Source organism: Novosphingobium sp. G106, assembly GCF_019075875.1.
In the GTDB taxonomy this organism is placed as follows: domain Bacteria; phylum Pseudomonadota; class Alphaproteobacteria; order Sphingomonadales; family Sphingomonadaceae; genus Novosphingobium.
The window spans coordinates 2,483,650-2,499,241 of record NZ_JAHOOZ010000001.1 but is presented as its reverse complement, the minus strand read 5'-3'; the positions used below and the strand labels follow the sequence as shown (position 1 = coordinate 2,499,241).

The following is a 15,592-nucleotide window of genomic DNA, read 5'->3' as shown; positions in this document are numbered from 1 at the left end:
AGAATGTCATGAAAGCATCGATCGTGTTTGCCCTGGCGTCGAGTACTGCTCTGGGTTGGATCACGCCTGCACTTGCGCAGGATGCCGCAAACGAGCGGGCAGGCGACATCGTCGTTACCGCCCGCCGCGTCGAAGAACGTCTGCAGGACGTGCCGATCTCGATGACCGTGTTCAACCAGGACCAGGTCGCCAGCCGCAACATCGTCTCCGGCTCGGACCTTGCCACCTATACGCCGTCGCTGTCGGCCAACTCGCGCTTCGGTGCCGAGACCGCCGCCTTCGCCATCCGCGGTTTCACGCAGGAGAACTTCACTTCGCCCTCGGTGGCGACCTATTTCGCCGATGTCATCGGCCCGCGCGCCAACGGCGGCACGGCCGGCGGCAACGGCGCCGGCGTGGGGCAGTTCTTCGACCTGCAGAACGTCCAGGTGCTGAAGGGGCCGCAGGGCACGCTGTTCGGCCGCAACACCACGGGCGGCGCCGTGCTGATCGTGCCGCAGAAGCCGACCGACGAGTTCGGCGGCTATTTCGAGGTCTCGGTCGGTAACTTCGACATGTACCGCCTGCAGGGCGTGCTGAACGCGCCGCTGGCCGACACCGTCAGGGTCCGCCTGGGCTTCGAGCGGCAGAAGCGCAACGGCTATGTCCATAACAATTCCGGCATCGGTCCCGAGGATTACGACGATGTCGACTACTGGGCGTTCCGCGGCGCGGTGGTCGCCGATCTAACGCCCGACCTCGAGAACTATCTGATCGTCCGTTACAGCGAGTCCAAGACCAACGGTACATTCAACAAGATCGTCGGGATCAACGCGACGGGCTGCGATGCCGGCGTGGACCGGTCGAAGTATCCGCTGCCGGGCTCGCCGGTCTTCAACCTGCCGGGACAAACCCTAGCCAGCACGGCGTCGTTCCTGGCACCGCTTGCCTGTTCGGGAAGCTTCGCGCGCCAGAAAGCGCGCGGCGACGGCTTCTGGGATGTCGATGCGGGCAGCCCCAAGCCGTTCCTGCGGATCAAGCAGTGGGGCATCACGAACACGACGACCTGGGGCATCAGCGACACGGTCACGCTGAAAAACATCGCCAGCTATCAGCAGTTCCGCCAGTCGCAGAGCCTGTTTATCGGCAATGACAATTTCGTGTTCCCCGCCAATCCCAACCCGGCCTGGACCGGCCTGCCGTTCACCTGGGTCGGCATCTATCCCTCGCAGGGCCTCGCCAACGTCGAGCAGGAGACGATGACCGAGGAATTCCAGATCCAGGGCAAGAGCGGCGACGGCAAGCTCGATTACGTGCTGGGTGGCTACTACGAAAAGGCCAACCCGCTCAGCCCCTTCCAGGGCACCTATTCGCAGATCAGCTATGTCAACTATTCGCCCGCGCCGGCGGGGCCGGCCTGCCGGCGGGTACCCTGCTGCCGTTCCTCGCGACGCTGTCGTGCGCCGACATCAGCACGCTGAAGTGCACGCCGATCAATACCTTCGGTTCACCGCTGATCCCCAGCCTGCTGCAGAATTCGCTGACGCGGTACTGGTACGAGAACATCGGCTTCTTCGGCCAGGCGACCTACCGGTTCACCGATCAGCTCTCGATCACCGGCGGTATTCGCTACACGATCGACAAGACGACCGCCGAAGGCGGGACGCGCCAGCTCTTCTTCTTCGCGCCCAACCAGTACAACGCGGTCTGCGCGGCGAACAACGCGATCCCGGCGCCGAGCGGTGAATCCTGCATCACCCATGCGGAACAGACGACCAAGAAGCCGACCTGGCTGATCGACCTCGACTACAAGCCTACCGACGACATCCTGCTCTATGCCAAATACGCGCGCGGCTACCGCCAGGGTAACATCAACGCGTCGAACACGATTCCGCAGGGCTGGGGCCCCGAAAAGGTCGAGAGCTATGAAATTGGCGCGAAGCTGTCGTTCCGCGGCGAGTTCAGCGGCTATTTCAACATCGCCGGTTTCTACAACGACTTCAGCGACCAGCAACTCGCCACGTCGCTGATCCCGGCGGCGGGCTCCACCGCTTCGCCGGCGCAGGCGATCGTGAACGCCGGCAAGTCGAAGATCCAGGGCATCGAGGTCGACGCGCTAGCCAACTACTCGGCCTTCAGCCTGGCGGTCGGCTACACCTATCTCGACACCGAGCTCAAGAGCTTCACCCCGGTGAACTTCCCCGGCTATCTGCCGGCGACGCCGAACTCGGTCGTCGGCGGTCCGCTGCCGCTTTCGCCAAAGCACAAGGTGAGCGTCACGCCTTCGGTGAAGCTGCCGGTCAGCGAAAACCTCGGCGAGATCACGCTCAGTGCAACTTACGTTCACACATCGAGCCAGGTGACGGCGTCGCCGCTGGTGACGCCGTTCGGCACGGTGCCGGCTTTCGACCTGCTGAACCTCAACCTGGCCTGGAAGTCGGTCGGCGGTTCGCCGGTCGATCTTGCGGCTTTCGTCACCAACCTGACCAACGAGAAGTACTACAACTTCATCGGCGGCGGCTGGCAATCGACCGGCATCGAATACGGTGCGCTCGGCATGCCGCGGATGTTCGGCCTGCGGGCCAAGGTCCGTTTCGGCGCGATGGCCGACTGACCTTGGGGGGGCGATTGACCTGGGAGGCCCCTCCCTTGCTGGGGAGGGGCCTTTCCATCAGACCTGTGCGGTCAGGACCGCATCGATGTCCGCGGCGCTATGGCGTTCGCGGACTTTGTCATCGCCGGTCAGGTTGACGATCAGACCGCGCCTTACCGGCTCGCGCGCGTCGATCTCGTCGATCCAGCGCGCGACGTTGAGGTAGTCCGGTGTGCCAAGGAACTTGCTGCCGCCGTCGTAGGCATTGGCGCGCTGGAAATAGCGGAACCAGGTGAACACGGCGATGTCGGCGATCGAATAGGCGTCGCCGGTGAAATAGCGATGCTCGGCCAGGTGCCGGTCGGCGACGTCGAAGATGCGCTTGGCTTCCATGGCGTAGCGGTTGATCGCGTATTCGAGCTTGACCGGCGCCATCTTGTAGAAGTGCCCGAAACCGCCGCCCATCGAGGGCGCGTTCGACATCTGCCAGAACAGCCAGGACAGGCACTCTGCGCGGCCCTTGGCATCGGTCGGAATGAAGGCGCCGAACTTCTCGGCCAGGTGCAGCAGGATCGCGGCGGATTCGAAGACGCGGACCGGCTCTGGCCCCGACAGGTCGAGCAGGGCGGGGATCTTGGAATTGGGATTGACCGAGACGAAGCCGCTGCCGAACTGGTCGCCGTCCATGATGCTGATCAGCCAGGCGTCGTATTCGGCTTCGCTATAGCCCGCGGCGAGAAGTTCCTCGAACATGATCGAGACCTTCTGGCCATTGGGTGAGCCCAGCGAATAGAGCTGGAACGGATGCTTGCCGCGCGGCAGTTCGTGCTCGTGCGTCGCCCCTGCGATCGGGCGGTTGCCGCGAAAGCCGGTCTGACCCTCGCGCTTCCAGGTCCAGACTTCGGGCGGTACGTAGTCTTCTGCCATGCGTGATCTCCGTAGGGGGAAGTGGATGGGAAGATTGGGGCGACTGGACGCGCGATCAAGCAAGGAGAATTGACACGCCGCGCAAAGAAAGTTGCAATGCGCCCATCGAACGAAGTTTCGCAATGGGAGAAATGGTCATGGGTGCCTCGATGGAAAATCCGCCGCCGGCGCTGCCTCCGCACAGCAATCGGCAGACCGACACGATCCGCGGCCAGTACCACCAGTTCGCCCTGATCCCGATGATCGAGGCGCATGCGACCTGGTTCGATGCCGGTCCGATCTCGATCGCGGTCGAGGCGCGGGCGCTGGGCGACAGCGCCGAGCGCATGGTGCGCGGGCCGAGCATCCACGTGTTCGCTGCGAACCGGACCGACGAGTACCTGCGCTTCGACGTGTTCGGCTCGGTGCTGCACTATCACTACATTTTGAACGACAAGAACCACAACATCCTGTGGGGCTACGATCCTGACACCAACGGGCCGATGATCCCCTGGGCAGTCAACGCGTTACGCGACCGACTGCCGACGCTGCTGCGCGGCGCCAAGGCCGACAAGCTTGCCAAGGAGGTGGAGGAGCAGGGCTGGGACACTTCGATCCTGCCCGGCGTGGCTCGCGCCGCTGCCGAGGCGCTCGCCCCGCGTGAGGACGATCTCCAGCGCGCCAAGGAAGGCATGGACTGGATGTACCAGTGGCAGCGGGTCCACCCGCAGTTCAACACCCTGGCCGAAGGCGAGTATTAATCCTCCCCGGCACGGGGAGGATTAAATCGATCAGACCTTCATCACCCAGCCGTGCGGGTCGGGCGCTTCGCCGCGTTGGATCGCGACGAGGCGGTTCTTGAGCTTCTGCGTGAGCTGGCCCGGGCCGCCCGAGCCGATGGTGAAATCGACCTCGCGGCCCGCAACCTTGCCGACCGGCGTGACCACCGCGGCGGTGCCGCAGGCGAAGGTCTCGACCAGCTTGCCCGACTGGGCATCGGCGCGCCACTGGTCGAGGCTATAGCGCTCCTCGCGCACCGTCAGGCCTTCGTCGCGGGCGAGGGCCAGGATCGAATCGCGGGTGATGCCGGGAAGGATCGTGCCGGTCAGCGACGGTGTGACGAGGCTGCCGTCGCTGAACACGAAGTACAGGTTCATGCCGCCCAGTTCCTCGATCCACTTGTGCTCGGCGGCGTCGAGGAAGACGACCTGGTCGTGGCCGCGCTCGATCGCCTCGGCCTGGGGGACGAGGCTGGCGGCATAGTTGCCGCCGCACTTGGCCGCGCCCGTGCCGCCGGGCGCGGCGCGGGTGTAGTCGCTCACCCAGATCGACACCGCCGGCGCGCCCGACTTGAAATAGTTGCCCGCCGGGCTGGCGATGACGAGATACTTGTACTGCTTGGCCGGGCGCACGCCGAGGAAGGCCTCGGACGCGAACATGAAGGGCCGCAGGTAAAGCGAGGCGCCGTCGCCCGCCGGAATCCAGTCGCGGTCGGCTTTGACGATCTGGCGGATCGATTCGATGAACAGCGCCTCGGGCATCTCGGGCATGGCGAGCCGCTGCGCCGACTGATTGAAGCGCGCCGCATTGGCCTCAGGCCGGAACAGCGCGACGCTTCCGTCGCCGTGCTTGTAGGCCTTGAGTCCCTCGAAGATCTCCTGCGCATAGTGCAGCACGGCCGTCGCCGGATCGAGCGCGATGGGTGCGCGCGGACCGATCACGGCATCGTGCCAGCCGCGGCCCTCGGTCCAGTCGATCGAGACCATGTGATCGGTGAAATTCGTGCCGAAACCCGGGTTTTCCAGGATTTCCTCGCGCTTTGCCGCAGGAACCGGCGCGGGGTGAGACATGTGCTCGAACGTGATTTCGGTGGTGGCGGACGTCGCCATGGGCAAGGATCCCCTCAGTTTCTCATTGGGCCGCTTTGAACAAATATTTCACAAACGGCAATTGAAAAGACATAAATGGCAAGTGCAGTTTCTGCATCTTCGGATAGGGGGAATCGCGCGGCGAGGGAAGAGGGAAGCCGCAGAGATGGGTTCGGCTGATAGCCGGCATGCCGCTTCAGCCAGATTGCATCTGGCCTAGAGCGCTATCTCGTTGTTGTAGCGTCTGGCCCTCAGGCCGGGCATTTGGCGCCCGTGTCGATCCACCCCCTGATCAGCGCACCGAACGCCTTTTGCGTTCCGGGTGCCGGGACCCTGCCGTCGCCCGGATGCCAGGCCCAACCGACCAGATGATCCTCGGCCATGTGGTGATAGATGGCTTCGAGGTCACGGTCGCCGTTGCGCTTGGGATCGCGCACCTGCCGGCAGATGTCGCCCATGCTGAGTCCCTGCCAGGCCATGCTGGCCGGTGCGAGCGACCAGTGCGAATTGCCGGGTATGCTGCGGATGCCCGCAGTGTAGGTGGTGACGTTGGCGTCGCCGTGGCACGACGAGCAGGCAAGGCCTGCGGGGCCGATGTTGCTTTCGCCCGCGAACATCGGCGGTTCGTGCGGGTGCATGTTGTCGCCCTGGGTCGGCCTGCGCGTCGCGGGATGGCAGTTCATACATCGCGGATGCATGATGACTTTCGCGGCCTCGGTGAAATAGGCCTGCGACCGGGCGTCGGCGCTGCGGATCGAAGCGAAGCTCGCGGCGTCGCGCAGTTCGGTGGCCGGTGGCGCGGCGGCTTCGCCGGGATAGGTCGAGACCGCGACCGCGAGTGCCGCCGCGGAGCCGAAGGCGACGACGCCGAAGCGCCGGACCGTGGCCGCGGCGGTCATGCCCGGTGCACCATGGCCAGTGGCAGCGGGAGGCTGGTCAGCCTCGGGCCGCCGACAGCGCGCAGGGCGTTGAGCACTGCGGGCGCAACGATCGAGGTTCCCGGTTCCCCGACCCCGCCGGGTTCCTCGGTGCTGTCGATCAGGGCGACGCGAACCTCGGGCATCTCGTTCATGCGCAGCACCTTGTAGTCGTGGAAGTTGGTCTGCATTACGCGGCCGCGTTCGACCGTGATCTCGCCGTAGAGCACGGCGCTGAGGCCGAAGACGATGCCGCCTTCGATCTGCTGGCGGACGATCGTCGGGTTGACGATGTGGCCGGTGTCGATCGCCGAAGTGATCTTCTTCACCGAAACCGCGCCCTGCGCATCGAGCTCGACTTCGGCCACCATGCCGATATGGCTGCCGAAGGCGCTGACGATCGCGACGCCGCGGCCGTGCCGCTCGGGCAGCGGCTGCGTCCAGCCGGATTCGCTGGCGACGCGGTCGAGCACGCGCGCGATGCGCGATTTCGGATCCAGCAGCCTGCGCCGATAGTCGACTGGATCGACCTTGGCGCGGCGCGCGAGCTCGTCGATCACGCATTCGACGGCTACTGTGTTGCGTGTCGCGCCGACGCCGCGCCAGTTGCCCGCGAGCAGGCCCTCGGGCGGGTCCTCGCGGACATATTCGACGAAGACGTTGGGGATCGAATAGGGACTTGCGGCGTCGTCCACGTCGTCGAGGTCGACGTTGTCCTTGGTGAAGATCGGCAGGAAGCGGAACATGACGCCGGGCGCCACCAGCTTGTGATGCCAGCTTGTCGGCATGCCCTTCGCGTCGAGCCCGACGCGGATGCGGCTGTGGTGGTGATAGCGGAAGGCATCGTTGCGGATGTCCTCCTCGCGGCCCCAGACGATCTTTACCGGCACGCCGGCGGCCTTGCCGATGGCGACGGCCTGGGCGATGAAATCGACTTCCAGCTTCCGCCCGAAGCCGCCGCCGATCAGGTAGCTGTTGACCTTGACCTTCTCGACCGGGAGCCCCGTAGCCGCCGCCGCGGCCTTGCGCGCGCGCCCGGGAACCTGGCTGCCGAGCCACAGTTCGCAGGAGTCGCTCTTGACCGAAACCGTGCAGTTGATCGGCTCGATCGCGGCATGGGCCAGCATCGGCAGGCGATAGGTTTCCTCATAGGTCGCGGTGGCCGCAGCCTCGGCCTTGGCCGTATCGCCCTTGCGCTCGGCGGCCACGCCCGAACGGGCCATCGCGGCATCGTAGGCCTTGACCATCGAGGTGGTGGATGGCGCATCGGAGCCCGACCAGCGCGGAGAAAGTACAGCCAGTCCCTTGCGCGCCGCGCCGCCGTGCTCGGCGACGACGGCCACGGCATTGCCGAGTTTTACCACCTGCTTGACGCCCTTGACTGCGAGCGCCGGCGCCTCATCGACGCCGTCGAGCCGGCCGCCGATGATCGGGCAATTGGCGACGGCGGCGTGGCGCATGCCGGGAAGCGATACGTCGATGCCGAACTTGGCCGTGCCGTTGACTTTGGCCGGCGTGTCGACCCGCGCCGCGGGCTTGCCGATCACGCTGAACGGACCGGTCTTGAGCTTTGGCTCCTTGGGTACGGCTTGCCTGCTCGCCGCGTTGACGAGAGCCCCATAGGCGAGCCGTCGCCCGCTGGGCAGATGGAGCACTTCGCCGGCTTCGGCATGGCAGGTCGCGGGCGATACCGACCATTGTTTGGCGGCAGCCTCGATCAGGACCGTGCGCGCCGCTGCCGCGGCGCCCCGCATCTGCGTCCAGCCCGCGCGGATCGACGCCGAGCCGCCGGTGATCTGTCCGCCGAGCAGTGGATTCGCGTAAAGCACGTCGTCGCCCGGCGCGAGTTCCGCCCGCACGCGATCCAAGGGCACTTCGAGCTCTTCGGCGACAAGCTGTGCGGCGGCGGTCAGCGTGCCCTGGCCCATCTCTGCATAGGGCACGGCCAGCACGATCGCGCCCGCGGAATCGATGCGGAGGAAGGCGTTGGGACGCAGCTCGTCCGCGGCGGCCGCCTCGGCCGTTGGGCTGATGCCGAAGCCGATGACGAGTTCGCCTGCGACCAGCGCGGATCCTGCGAGGAACGAGCGGCGGCTGGCGACCGGTGCCGAGGTAGCCATGTCAGGCGCCTCCTGCACGGGCGCGGGACGCCACGTTGATGGCGGTGCGGATCCGCCCATAGGTGCCGCAGCGGCAGATGTTGCCCGACATGGCCTGGTCGATGTCGGCGTCGCTCGGCGCCGGCTGCACGGTCAGCAGGGCCGCGGCCTGCATCAGCTGGCCCGACTGGCAATAGCCGCACTGGACCACTTCCTCGTCGAGCCAGGCCTTTTGCAGAGCCTGGCCCAGCGGTGTCGAGGCGAGATGCTCGATCGTCGTGACCTTTCCGTCGCCGACGGCCGATACCGGCGTGACGCAGGATCGATGCGCGACGCCGTCGATATGGACGGTACAGGCGCCGCATTGCGCTGCCCCGCAACCGAACTTGGTTCCCGTCAGGCCAACTATGTCGCGGATTACCCATAGTAGCGGAGTGTCATCGTCGACATCGACGCTGTAATTGTGATCGTTGACTGCCAATTGATTCGCCATCGCCACTGTCCCTTTTGTTCGGGGGAGAGTTATGGAAACCAAGAATTTGCAGAAGGTCGCAGCCCGAGGCCAAGAATTACCTTGGCCCGACTCGCCCGTTTGAAGCCGTCATCCCACGACTCAGGTAAACGTGACATAAATCTCGGGTGCCGGTCAACAGGTTGTGAACGGGTGCTGTTCCGTATCGTGAATGACCGAGGGGTGGCGGAGGCCGCCATCGTGAGGCCTGGAAATGAGAAGGGCCGCACCGGTGTCCCGGTACGGCCCTTCGCATGGTCAGCGGCGAAAAGATGCCGCCTACGAAGCCTTTATCGCTGTATCACCATTAGCGATAATGCCTCGTGACGGAAATTCCCGACCTCTCTGCTGGACCATGAGACATCGGATCACCTCCTTTCGCGCTGTTAAGCCAAGATCGCCGTTTTTTGCGGCTGGGGTTCTGGGGACCTCGGTCCTTGCTGCCTTGCCCCAATATTTGGCAATTTCCGCACTGCACAACAAGACTTGCAATCAATTATTTTGGCGTCAGAATTGAGCCTTCGGCCAATTATCCCCAGCTTCGCGGAATGTCCTTTGGACTATCGGTCCGACGGGGGCGGCCGGGTAGCGAAAACGACTACCGGCAGTCTTCGGAAACGCGACTCACTTCGGGCCAGCTCGGCACGTAGAGCGGCTCCAGGCCGGGCGTTTCGACGGCGAAGCGGCCGCGGCTGAAGGCTATCGCATCGAGCAGCGGATCGCGTGCGGGAAGAGCTACCGCGAGCGCGCCGGCCTGCGGCGTCGCCGACAGCGTTCGGACGCCGCTGGTGGTGGTCACGGTCAACGGCTCGATGCCCGCTGCCGAGCCCGAGCGCTGCAGCGTGATCGTGCTGGCGGCGCGATCACAGCGCAGCACTAGGGTGCCGCCAGCGAAGCGCGCGACCGATTGCCCGCCTTCGATGCCCCAGGTCCAGTCGCCGGGCGTGATCGGCACATCCTGCCAGCCCTGCGTCGCGGGGCGTGATGGAGGCGGGGGCGGCGGAGCCGGGCGCGGCGTGGGTGTCGGCACCGGTGTCGGCGGCGGGATCACGCGCGTGTTCGAGCACGACGCGGTGAACGCGGAGAGCGTCGCCAGGGCGAGCAGGGTAAGCGGAGCCGAACGACGATTTGCCTTCATCGTCCCCCTATGGAATCTGTCCGCATGCACCACAAGCCCGCAGCGCCATGAACACCCCGCCCAAGTCTCCTCCCGTCGCCCAAAAGACCGCGAAGAAAGCGGGCAAGGTCCGCATCGACCAACTCCTCGTCGAACGCGGGCTCGCCGAAAGCCGCGCCCGCGCGCAGGCGCTGGTCCTCGCGGGGCTGGTGTTTTCGGGCGAGACCAAGCTGGCCAAGCCCGGCCAGGCTGTCGCGGCCGATGCTCCGCTCGACCTGCGCGGGCGCGATCATCCCTGGGTCTCGCGCGGTGGCATCAAGCTCGCCCATGCGCTCGACCATTTCGCGCTCGATCCGGCCGGCGTCACCGCGATGGACATCGGCAGCTCGACCGGCGGCTTCACCGACGTACTGCTGAGCCGCGGCGCCGCGCGGGTCTTCGCGGTGGATTCGGGCACCAACCAGCTTGCCTGGAAGCTGCGCCAGGATCCGCGCGTCACCGTGCTCGAGCAGACCAGCGCCCGCGTGCTCACGCCCGAGCTGATCGATGCGCCGGTGAGCTGGGTGGTCTGCGACGCCAGCTTCATCGGCCTCGCCAAGGTCCTCGAGGTTCCGCTCCGCCTGGCCGCGCCCGCCTGCCAGCTCGTCGCGCTGATCAAGCCGCAGTTCGAAGTCGGCCGCGCCGAGGTGGGCAAGGGCGGCGTCGTCCGCGACCCGGCGCTGCACGAACGCGTCTGCGGCGAAGTACGCGACTGGCTCGAAGGCGATGGCTGGACCGTGCAGGGCATCGCCCAGAGCCCGATCACCGGGCCCGAGGGCAATGTCGAGTTCCTGATCGCGGCGCGTCGCGATGGTTAACAGCCGTTAGTTGCGACGCTTTAGTGACAAAGAAATGGCATTGATGCCGTTACGGGACGACTTTCACCGCGAAGAAGACACCGAATACCGTTGCCACTGGTCCCCGTGCTCGCCACAAACCCGGCATCTAACCGAGCGATTCGAGGATTTAGCCGCCGATGACAGAGCTTGCGTCCATGGGCCAGTTGCGGGGAAGCCTGTTGCGCTGGGCGCTGGTGCTGGTGCCTGCGGTGCTGCTCCTGGGCATGCTTTCGGGCCAGGTCGCGGGCAGTAGCGAGGGTAATCCCTGGTTTGCCGCGTTAGTTAAACCGCCGCTCTATCCTTCGCCGATAACCTTCGCGCTGGTCTGGATCGTGCTCTACATTCTCATGGGCCTGTCGCTGGCCATGGTCGCCTCGGCACGCGGGGCCGAGTGGCGGATGGCGGCGCTGGCGGCCTTTGCCCTTCAGCTCGTGCTCAATCTCGCCTGGTCGCCGCTGTTCTTCGGCGGGCACCAGATCATGGCTGCGCTGGCGCTGCTGGTCGTGCTCGACATCGCGGTGATCGCGACGATCGCGCTGTTCCGCTTGGTCCGGCCGCTCGCGGCGCTGCTGCTGGTGCCCTATCTCGCCTGGATTCTCTTCGCGACGCTGCTCAACTGGCAGTTCCATGTCGCCAATCCCGATGCCGACGGCCGCGAGGTTTCGGGTGCCGTGCAGCGCATCCAGCTCTAAATCCTGCTTGCCACTTCAAGCCGGCCTCACCATTTAGGCGCCATGCAGAGCGAAAACCCCCTGATCGCCGATTTCGTCAAGCTGATGAACAGCGCCGCCGGCACGCTTGCCGGCATGACCCGCGAGGCGCGTGACAGCGCGCGCGAACGCGCCAAGGAAGCCATCGGCGGGCTCGACTTCGTCGCGCGCGAGGAATTCGATGCGGTCAAGGCCATGGCCTCGAAAGCGCGCGAGGACAGCGAAGCGCTGAAAGCGCGGATCGACGCGCTGGAAGTCAAGCTCGCGGCGCTGGCGGGCAAGTAACCCTCGGTTGAACTGTGTGGTCAATACGGCCACACAGCCTCGATGCACATCCGCGCGCCCGCCGTCGTCTGCGCCAGCCGTCCGCATGGCGAGACCGCGGTCGTCGTCCGGTTGCTGACCGCCGACCACGGGCTCGTTGCCGGCTATGTCGCGGGCGGCCGCGGGCGCGACCTGCGGCCCGTGCTGATCCCCGGCAATCTCGTCGAGGCCGAGCTCAAGGCGCGTTCCGACAGCCAGCTTCCCTTCGCCCGGCTCGAACTGATGACCAGCCGCGGCCCCTGGCTGACCGAACCGCTGCAGAGTTCAGCGATCGCCTGGGTCACAGCGCTGACTGCCGCCGCGCTGCCCGAACGCCAGCCCTATTCGGCGCTCTACGAGGCGCTGACGGCGCTGCTCGATGCGATCTGCCTGGCCCCCTCGGCACGCGACTGGGCCATGCCGCTGCTGTCTTATGAGGTCCTGCTGATGCGCGAGCTCGGCTACGGCGGTCCCATCGAGAGGCCCGAAACCGCTGACTGGCCGGCACTGCTCGCCGCATTCGACCGGCTGGGACGTGATCTTGCGCGCTATCCGCTTGCCCATCGGCGCGTCGATGTTATGGCGGCGCGCGCCATGCTGCGCGAGCGGCTGGCCAAAATAGTTTAGCGCCATACATGGGGCATGAAGTGACGACCAATTCGATCAAGATCGCGGTTTTCGCCGGTGACGGCATCGGCCCGGAAGTGACGCGCGAAGCGGTGCGTGTGCTCCAGGCGCTCGATTTGCCCGGGCTGGAACTGGTCGAGGGCGATGTCGGTGGCGCTGCCTACCGCAAGCACGGCCATCCGCTGCCGCCCGAAACACTCGAGATTGCCAAGTCTTCCGGCGCGATCCTGTTCGGTGCGGTCGGCGATTTCAGCCTCGACAATCTGGAGCGCCACCTGCGCCCCGAACAGGCGATCCTCGGCCTGCGCAAGGAACTGGGCCTCTTCGCCAACCTGCGCCCCGCGACGGTGTTCGAGGGTCTCGAAGACCTGACCACTCTGCGCCCCGAAGTGGCGCGGTCGATCGACCTCCTCATCGTCCGCGAGCTCAACGGCGACGTCTATTTCGGCGAGAAGGGCATGCGCACGACGCCCGACGGCCGCCGCCAGGGCTACGACATCATGTCCTATGCCGAGGACGAAGTGCGCCGCATCGCCCATGTCGGGTTCCGCGCCGCGCAGGGCCGCAAGAAGAAGTTGTGCTCGGTCGACAAGGCCAACGTGCTTGAAACCTCGCAGCTCTGGCGCGACGTGGTGATCGAGGTCGCGAAGGAATATCCCGACGTCGAGCTCAGCCACATGTACGTCGACAACGCGGCGATGCAGCTGGTCAAGAACCCCGGCGCTTTCGACGTCATCGTCACGGGCAACCTGTTCGGCGATATCCTGTCGGACCAGGCCTCGATGTGTGTCGGCTCGATCGGCCTGCTTGCCTCGGCCTCGCTGTCCGAAGGCACCCTGGGCCTCTACGAGCCGATCCACGGTTCGGCGCCCGACATTGCGGGCAAGGGTCTGGCCAATCCGATGGCGACGATCCTCTCGGCGGCGATGCTGCTGCGCCACTCCTTCGGCCGCGAGGCCGAGGCGAAGCGGATCGAGGCCGCGGTGGCCAAGGCGCTCGCTGACGGCATCAAGGGCGGCGATCTCGGCGGCAGCCATGGCACGGCCGCGATCGGCGACGCCGTCCTCGCAAGGCTCTGAGGCCCCATGACCGTCCAGCTAGCGGTCGTTCTGCCGACCTACAACGAGCGCACGAACATTTCCGGGATGGTGACGCGGCTGGATGCGGCGCTGTCGGGGATCGCCTGGGAAGTGATCATCGTCGACGACAACAGTCCCGACGGGACCTCGGACGAGGCGCGGGTGCTGAGCCAGGGCGATCCGCGGGTGCGGGTGATCCAGCGGATCGGCCGGCGCGGGCTGGCCTCGGCGGCGATCGAGGGCATGCTGGCGACCGCGGCGCCGGTCGTCGCGGTGATGGATGCCGACCACCAGCACGATCCGGCGCTGCTGCCGGGCATGCTCGAGGCGGTCGAGAGCGGGAACTACGACGTCGCCGTCGCCTCGCGCTTTGCCGAGGGCGCGAGCACCGAGGCCTGGGGCCGCCCCGACCGGGTCAAGGCCTCGGGCCTGGCCAATTCGATCGCGCGCAAGGTCACCGGCGTCGAACTCAGCGATCCGATGAGCGGCTATTTCATGCTGCGCGCCGAGACCTTGCGCGGCGACGCGCACCGCCTCTCGGGCGTGGGCTTCAAGATCCTGCTCGACATCATGGCGACGGTCGACACGACCCTGCGGGTCAAGGAATTCCCGATGCATTTCGCGGCGCGCGCGGGCGGCGAGTCCAAGCTCGACCGGACGGTGGTCTTCGAATTCCTCGTCGGGCTCTACGACCGCTGGCTGGGCCGGATCATCCCGACGCGCTTCGCGCTGTTCGGCACGATCGGCGCGGTGGGCGTCATCGTGCACATGGCGGTGCTGACGACTTTCCTGTCGATCTTCGGCGGGCCGCCGGTCAAGGGCCAGCTGGTCACCGCCTTCGAGCTCGGCCAGACGGTCGCGGCGATGGTGGCGATGACCTTCAACTTCGTGCTCAACAACGCGCTGACCTATTCGGACAAGCGGCTGACGGGCTTCGTGCCGCTGCTCAAGGGCTGGTGCAAGTTCGCGCTGACCTGCTCGGTGGGCCTCACCGCCAATGTCGGCGTCGCCGCGATCCTCGTGCGCTTCGGGGTGCACGAATACCCCGCCGCGATCACCGGCATCATCGTCGGATCGGTCTGGAACTTCGCCCTCTCCTCGCGCTTCGTCTGGGGCAAGTATTGAGGGCGGCGGCAGCCTGAACTCACCTAATGCTTCGGTGAGCCGCCCTTTTCGGGCGGTCGCTTCCTGTCGACAGGCCAAGGCGCGGGCTGGCTCACGCGGCCCTCATTCCAGATATGGGACAGGCCTCAGAGAGGTTGGGTAAACACAACCCGACTCGCCCGCAACCCTAGGATAGAAGCCGAGTTCTCAATTCGGCAGCTGGCTTTGGTGGTAGTAATCGCTGGCTTCCGACGGAAAATTCTCGATGTTTCGGAGGTCATATGGGACGGAAGATCAGGATTGCGCTCGCCGCTGCCATGGCGACGGTAGGTACCATGGGAATGGCTGCGCCGGCATTCGCTGCGCTTGACCTCGTGTCCAGCTGCAGCGTGTCGGGCTTGGATGATATCATCCCGAACGCTCAGGCCTGTTCCGGCTATTACGACAAGAATCAGCTGCAATCGGGCGCGGGAGGCTCTGCGAGCGCCGACGAGATCGCCGCGCTGGGCCTCATCGGCCTTACCGGGACCATCAACGTGATCGAGAAGCTCGATAACTCGGGCAATTTCTCGACGTTGCTCAACGGTCTGACCTATATCGGCATACATTATGGTGCCGGGCAGGGGCCGATCCCCGGAAATCCCGGCGGCGTCACAGCTTTCTATCGCTTCGACGCCGGCACGAACCTCGATAGCCTCAGCTTCACCAACGGTTCGGTTTCGGGCGTTTCGCTCTATAAGACCGGCGGTGGGGTCCCCGAGCCTGCCACCTGGGGTCTGATGATCCTGGGCATTGGTCTTGCGGGTGGCGCGATGCGTCGCCGGCAGCGTCAAGCGGTCCGCTACGCATTCGCTTGACGGCCGCTTTTATTCGGGTTGCAAGGGGGAGCGCAAACGCGCTC

At 65.7% G+C, this 15,592-nt stretch carries 15 protein-coding genes and 1 pseudogene; 10 read left to right on the top strand and 6 right to left on the bottom strand.

The annotated features are described in order from the left end of the window. Window positions 1-8 precede the first annotated feature (8 nt). Complete coding sequence (locus KRR38_RS11965) at window positions 9-1,460, top strand: TonB-dependent receptor plug domain-containing protein (RefSeq protein ID WP_217401734.1); 1,452 nt, start codon at window positions 9-11, stop codon at window positions 1,458-1,460. Then, the gene (locus tag KRR38_RS36020) at window positions 1,397-2,593 is read left to right on the top strand and encodes a TonB-dependent receptor (RefSeq protein ID WP_309141184.1); all 1,197 of its coding nucleotides are present in this window, start codon (window positions 1,397-1,399) and stop codon (window positions 2,591-2,593) included. Before KRR38_RS11965 ends, KRR38_RS36020 begins: the two co-directional genes overlap by 64 nt. A gap of 57 nt (window positions 2,594-2,650) precedes the next feature. On the opposite strand, the gene yghU is transcribed toward KRR38_RS36020, so the two are convergent. Then, a complete protein-coding gene (gene yghU / locus KRR38_RS11950; RefSeq protein WP_217401728.1) occupies window positions 2,651-3,499 on the bottom strand; it encodes a glutathione-dependent disulfide-bond oxidoreductase in 849 nt (282 codons plus the stop codon). A gap of 137 nt (window positions 3,500-3,636) precedes the next feature. Between yghU and KRR38_RS11945 the strand changes: the two genes are divergently transcribed. After that, window positions 3,637-4,239, top strand: a complete 603-nt coding sequence (locus KRR38_RS11945; protein WP_217401726.1) for a hypothetical protein — start codon at window positions 3,637-3,639, stop codon at window positions 4,237-4,239. A gap of 30 nt (window positions 4,240-4,269) precedes the next feature. Here the strand turns inward: KRR38_RS11945 and KRR38_RS11940 are convergent, their stop codons facing one another. From KRR38_RS11940 to KRR38_RS11920, 5 genes are all read right to left on the bottom strand, one after another. Continuing rightward, window positions 4,270-5,367, bottom strand: a complete 1,098-nt coding sequence (locus tag KRR38_RS11940; protein ID WP_217401724.1) for a branched-chain amino acid aminotransferase — start codon at window positions 5,365-5,367, stop codon at window positions 4,270-4,272. 230 nt (window positions 5,368-5,597) lie between these two features. Then, the gene (locus KRR38_RS11935) at window positions 5,598-6,245 is read right to left on the bottom strand and encodes an Isoquinoline 1-oxidoreductase subunit (RefSeq protein ID WP_217401722.1); all 648 of its coding nucleotides are present in this window, start codon (window positions 6,243-6,245) and stop codon (window positions 5,598-5,600) included. Then, complete coding sequence (locus KRR38_RS11930; protein WP_217401720.1) at window positions 6,242-8,383, bottom strand: molybdopterin cofactor-binding domain-containing protein; 2,142 nt, start codon at window positions 8,381-8,383, stop codon at window positions 6,242-6,244. Before KRR38_RS11930 ends, KRR38_RS11935 begins: the two co-directional genes overlap by 4 nt. A 1-nt stretch (window position 8,384) precedes the next feature. Continuing rightward, window positions 8,385-8,855, bottom strand: coding sequence for a (2Fe-2S)-binding protein (locus KRR38_RS11925; RefSeq protein ID WP_217401718.1), 471 nt, complete (start codon window positions 8,853-8,855; stop codon window positions 8,385-8,387). A gap of 616 nt (window positions 8,856-9,471) precedes the next feature. Continuing rightward, window positions 9,472-10,011, bottom strand: coding sequence for a hypothetical protein (locus KRR38_RS11920; RefSeq protein ID WP_217401716.1), 540 nt, complete (start codon window positions 10,009-10,011; stop codon window positions 9,472-9,474). Between the two features lie 47 nt (window positions 10,012-10,058). Here KRR38_RS11920 and KRR38_RS11915 point away from each other — a divergent pair, with 47 nt between their 5' ends. The 7 genes and pseudogenes from KRR38_RS11915 to KRR38_RS37730 form a co-directional block, all read left to right on the top strand. Continuing rightward, window positions 10,059-10,847, top strand: coding sequence for a TlyA family RNA methyltransferase (locus tag KRR38_RS11915; protein ID WP_217401714.1), 789 nt, complete (start codon window positions 10,059-10,061; stop codon window positions 10,845-10,847). 158 nt (window positions 10,848-11,005) lie between these two features. Next, on the top strand, window positions 11,006-11,560 hold the full coding sequence (locus KRR38_RS11910; RefSeq protein WP_217401712.1) for a TspO/MBR family protein: 555 nt from the start codon (window positions 11,006-11,008) through the stop codon (window positions 11,558-11,560). 42 nt (window positions 11,561-11,602) lie between these two features. Then, the gene (locus KRR38_RS11905) at window positions 11,603-11,863 is read left to right on the top strand and encodes an accessory factor UbiK family protein (protein WP_217401710.1); all 261 of its coding nucleotides are present in this window, start codon (window positions 11,603-11,605) and stop codon (window positions 11,861-11,863) included. A 42-nt stretch (window positions 11,864-11,905) separates the two neighbouring features. Further along, the gene (locus KRR38_RS11900; protein ID WP_217401708.1) at window positions 11,906-12,508 is read left to right on the top strand and encodes a recombination protein O N-terminal domain-containing protein; all 603 of its coding nucleotides are present in this window, start codon (window positions 11,906-11,908) and stop codon (window positions 12,506-12,508) included. Between the two features lie 35 nt (window positions 12,509-12,543). Further along, window positions 12,544-13,587: a 3-isopropylmalate dehydrogenase gene (gene leuB / locus KRR38_RS11895; RefSeq protein ID WP_217407238.1), complete on the top strand. Its 1,044-nt coding sequence runs from the start codon at window positions 12,544-12,546 to the stop codon at window positions 13,585-13,587. Window positions 13,588-13,593: 6 nt separating this feature from the next. Next, complete coding sequence (locus tag KRR38_RS11890) at window positions 13,594-14,712, top strand: glycosyltransferase family 2 protein (RefSeq protein ID WP_217401706.1); 1,119 nt, start codon at window positions 13,594-13,596, stop codon at window positions 14,710-14,712. 728 nt (window positions 14,713-15,440) lie between these two features. Further along, window positions 15,441-15,548 (top strand): annotated as a pseudogene (locus KRR38_RS37730) (PEPxxWA-CTERM sorting domain-containing protein); the annotation flags it as partial. Between the last annotated feature and the right edge of the window lie 44 nt (window positions 15,549-15,592).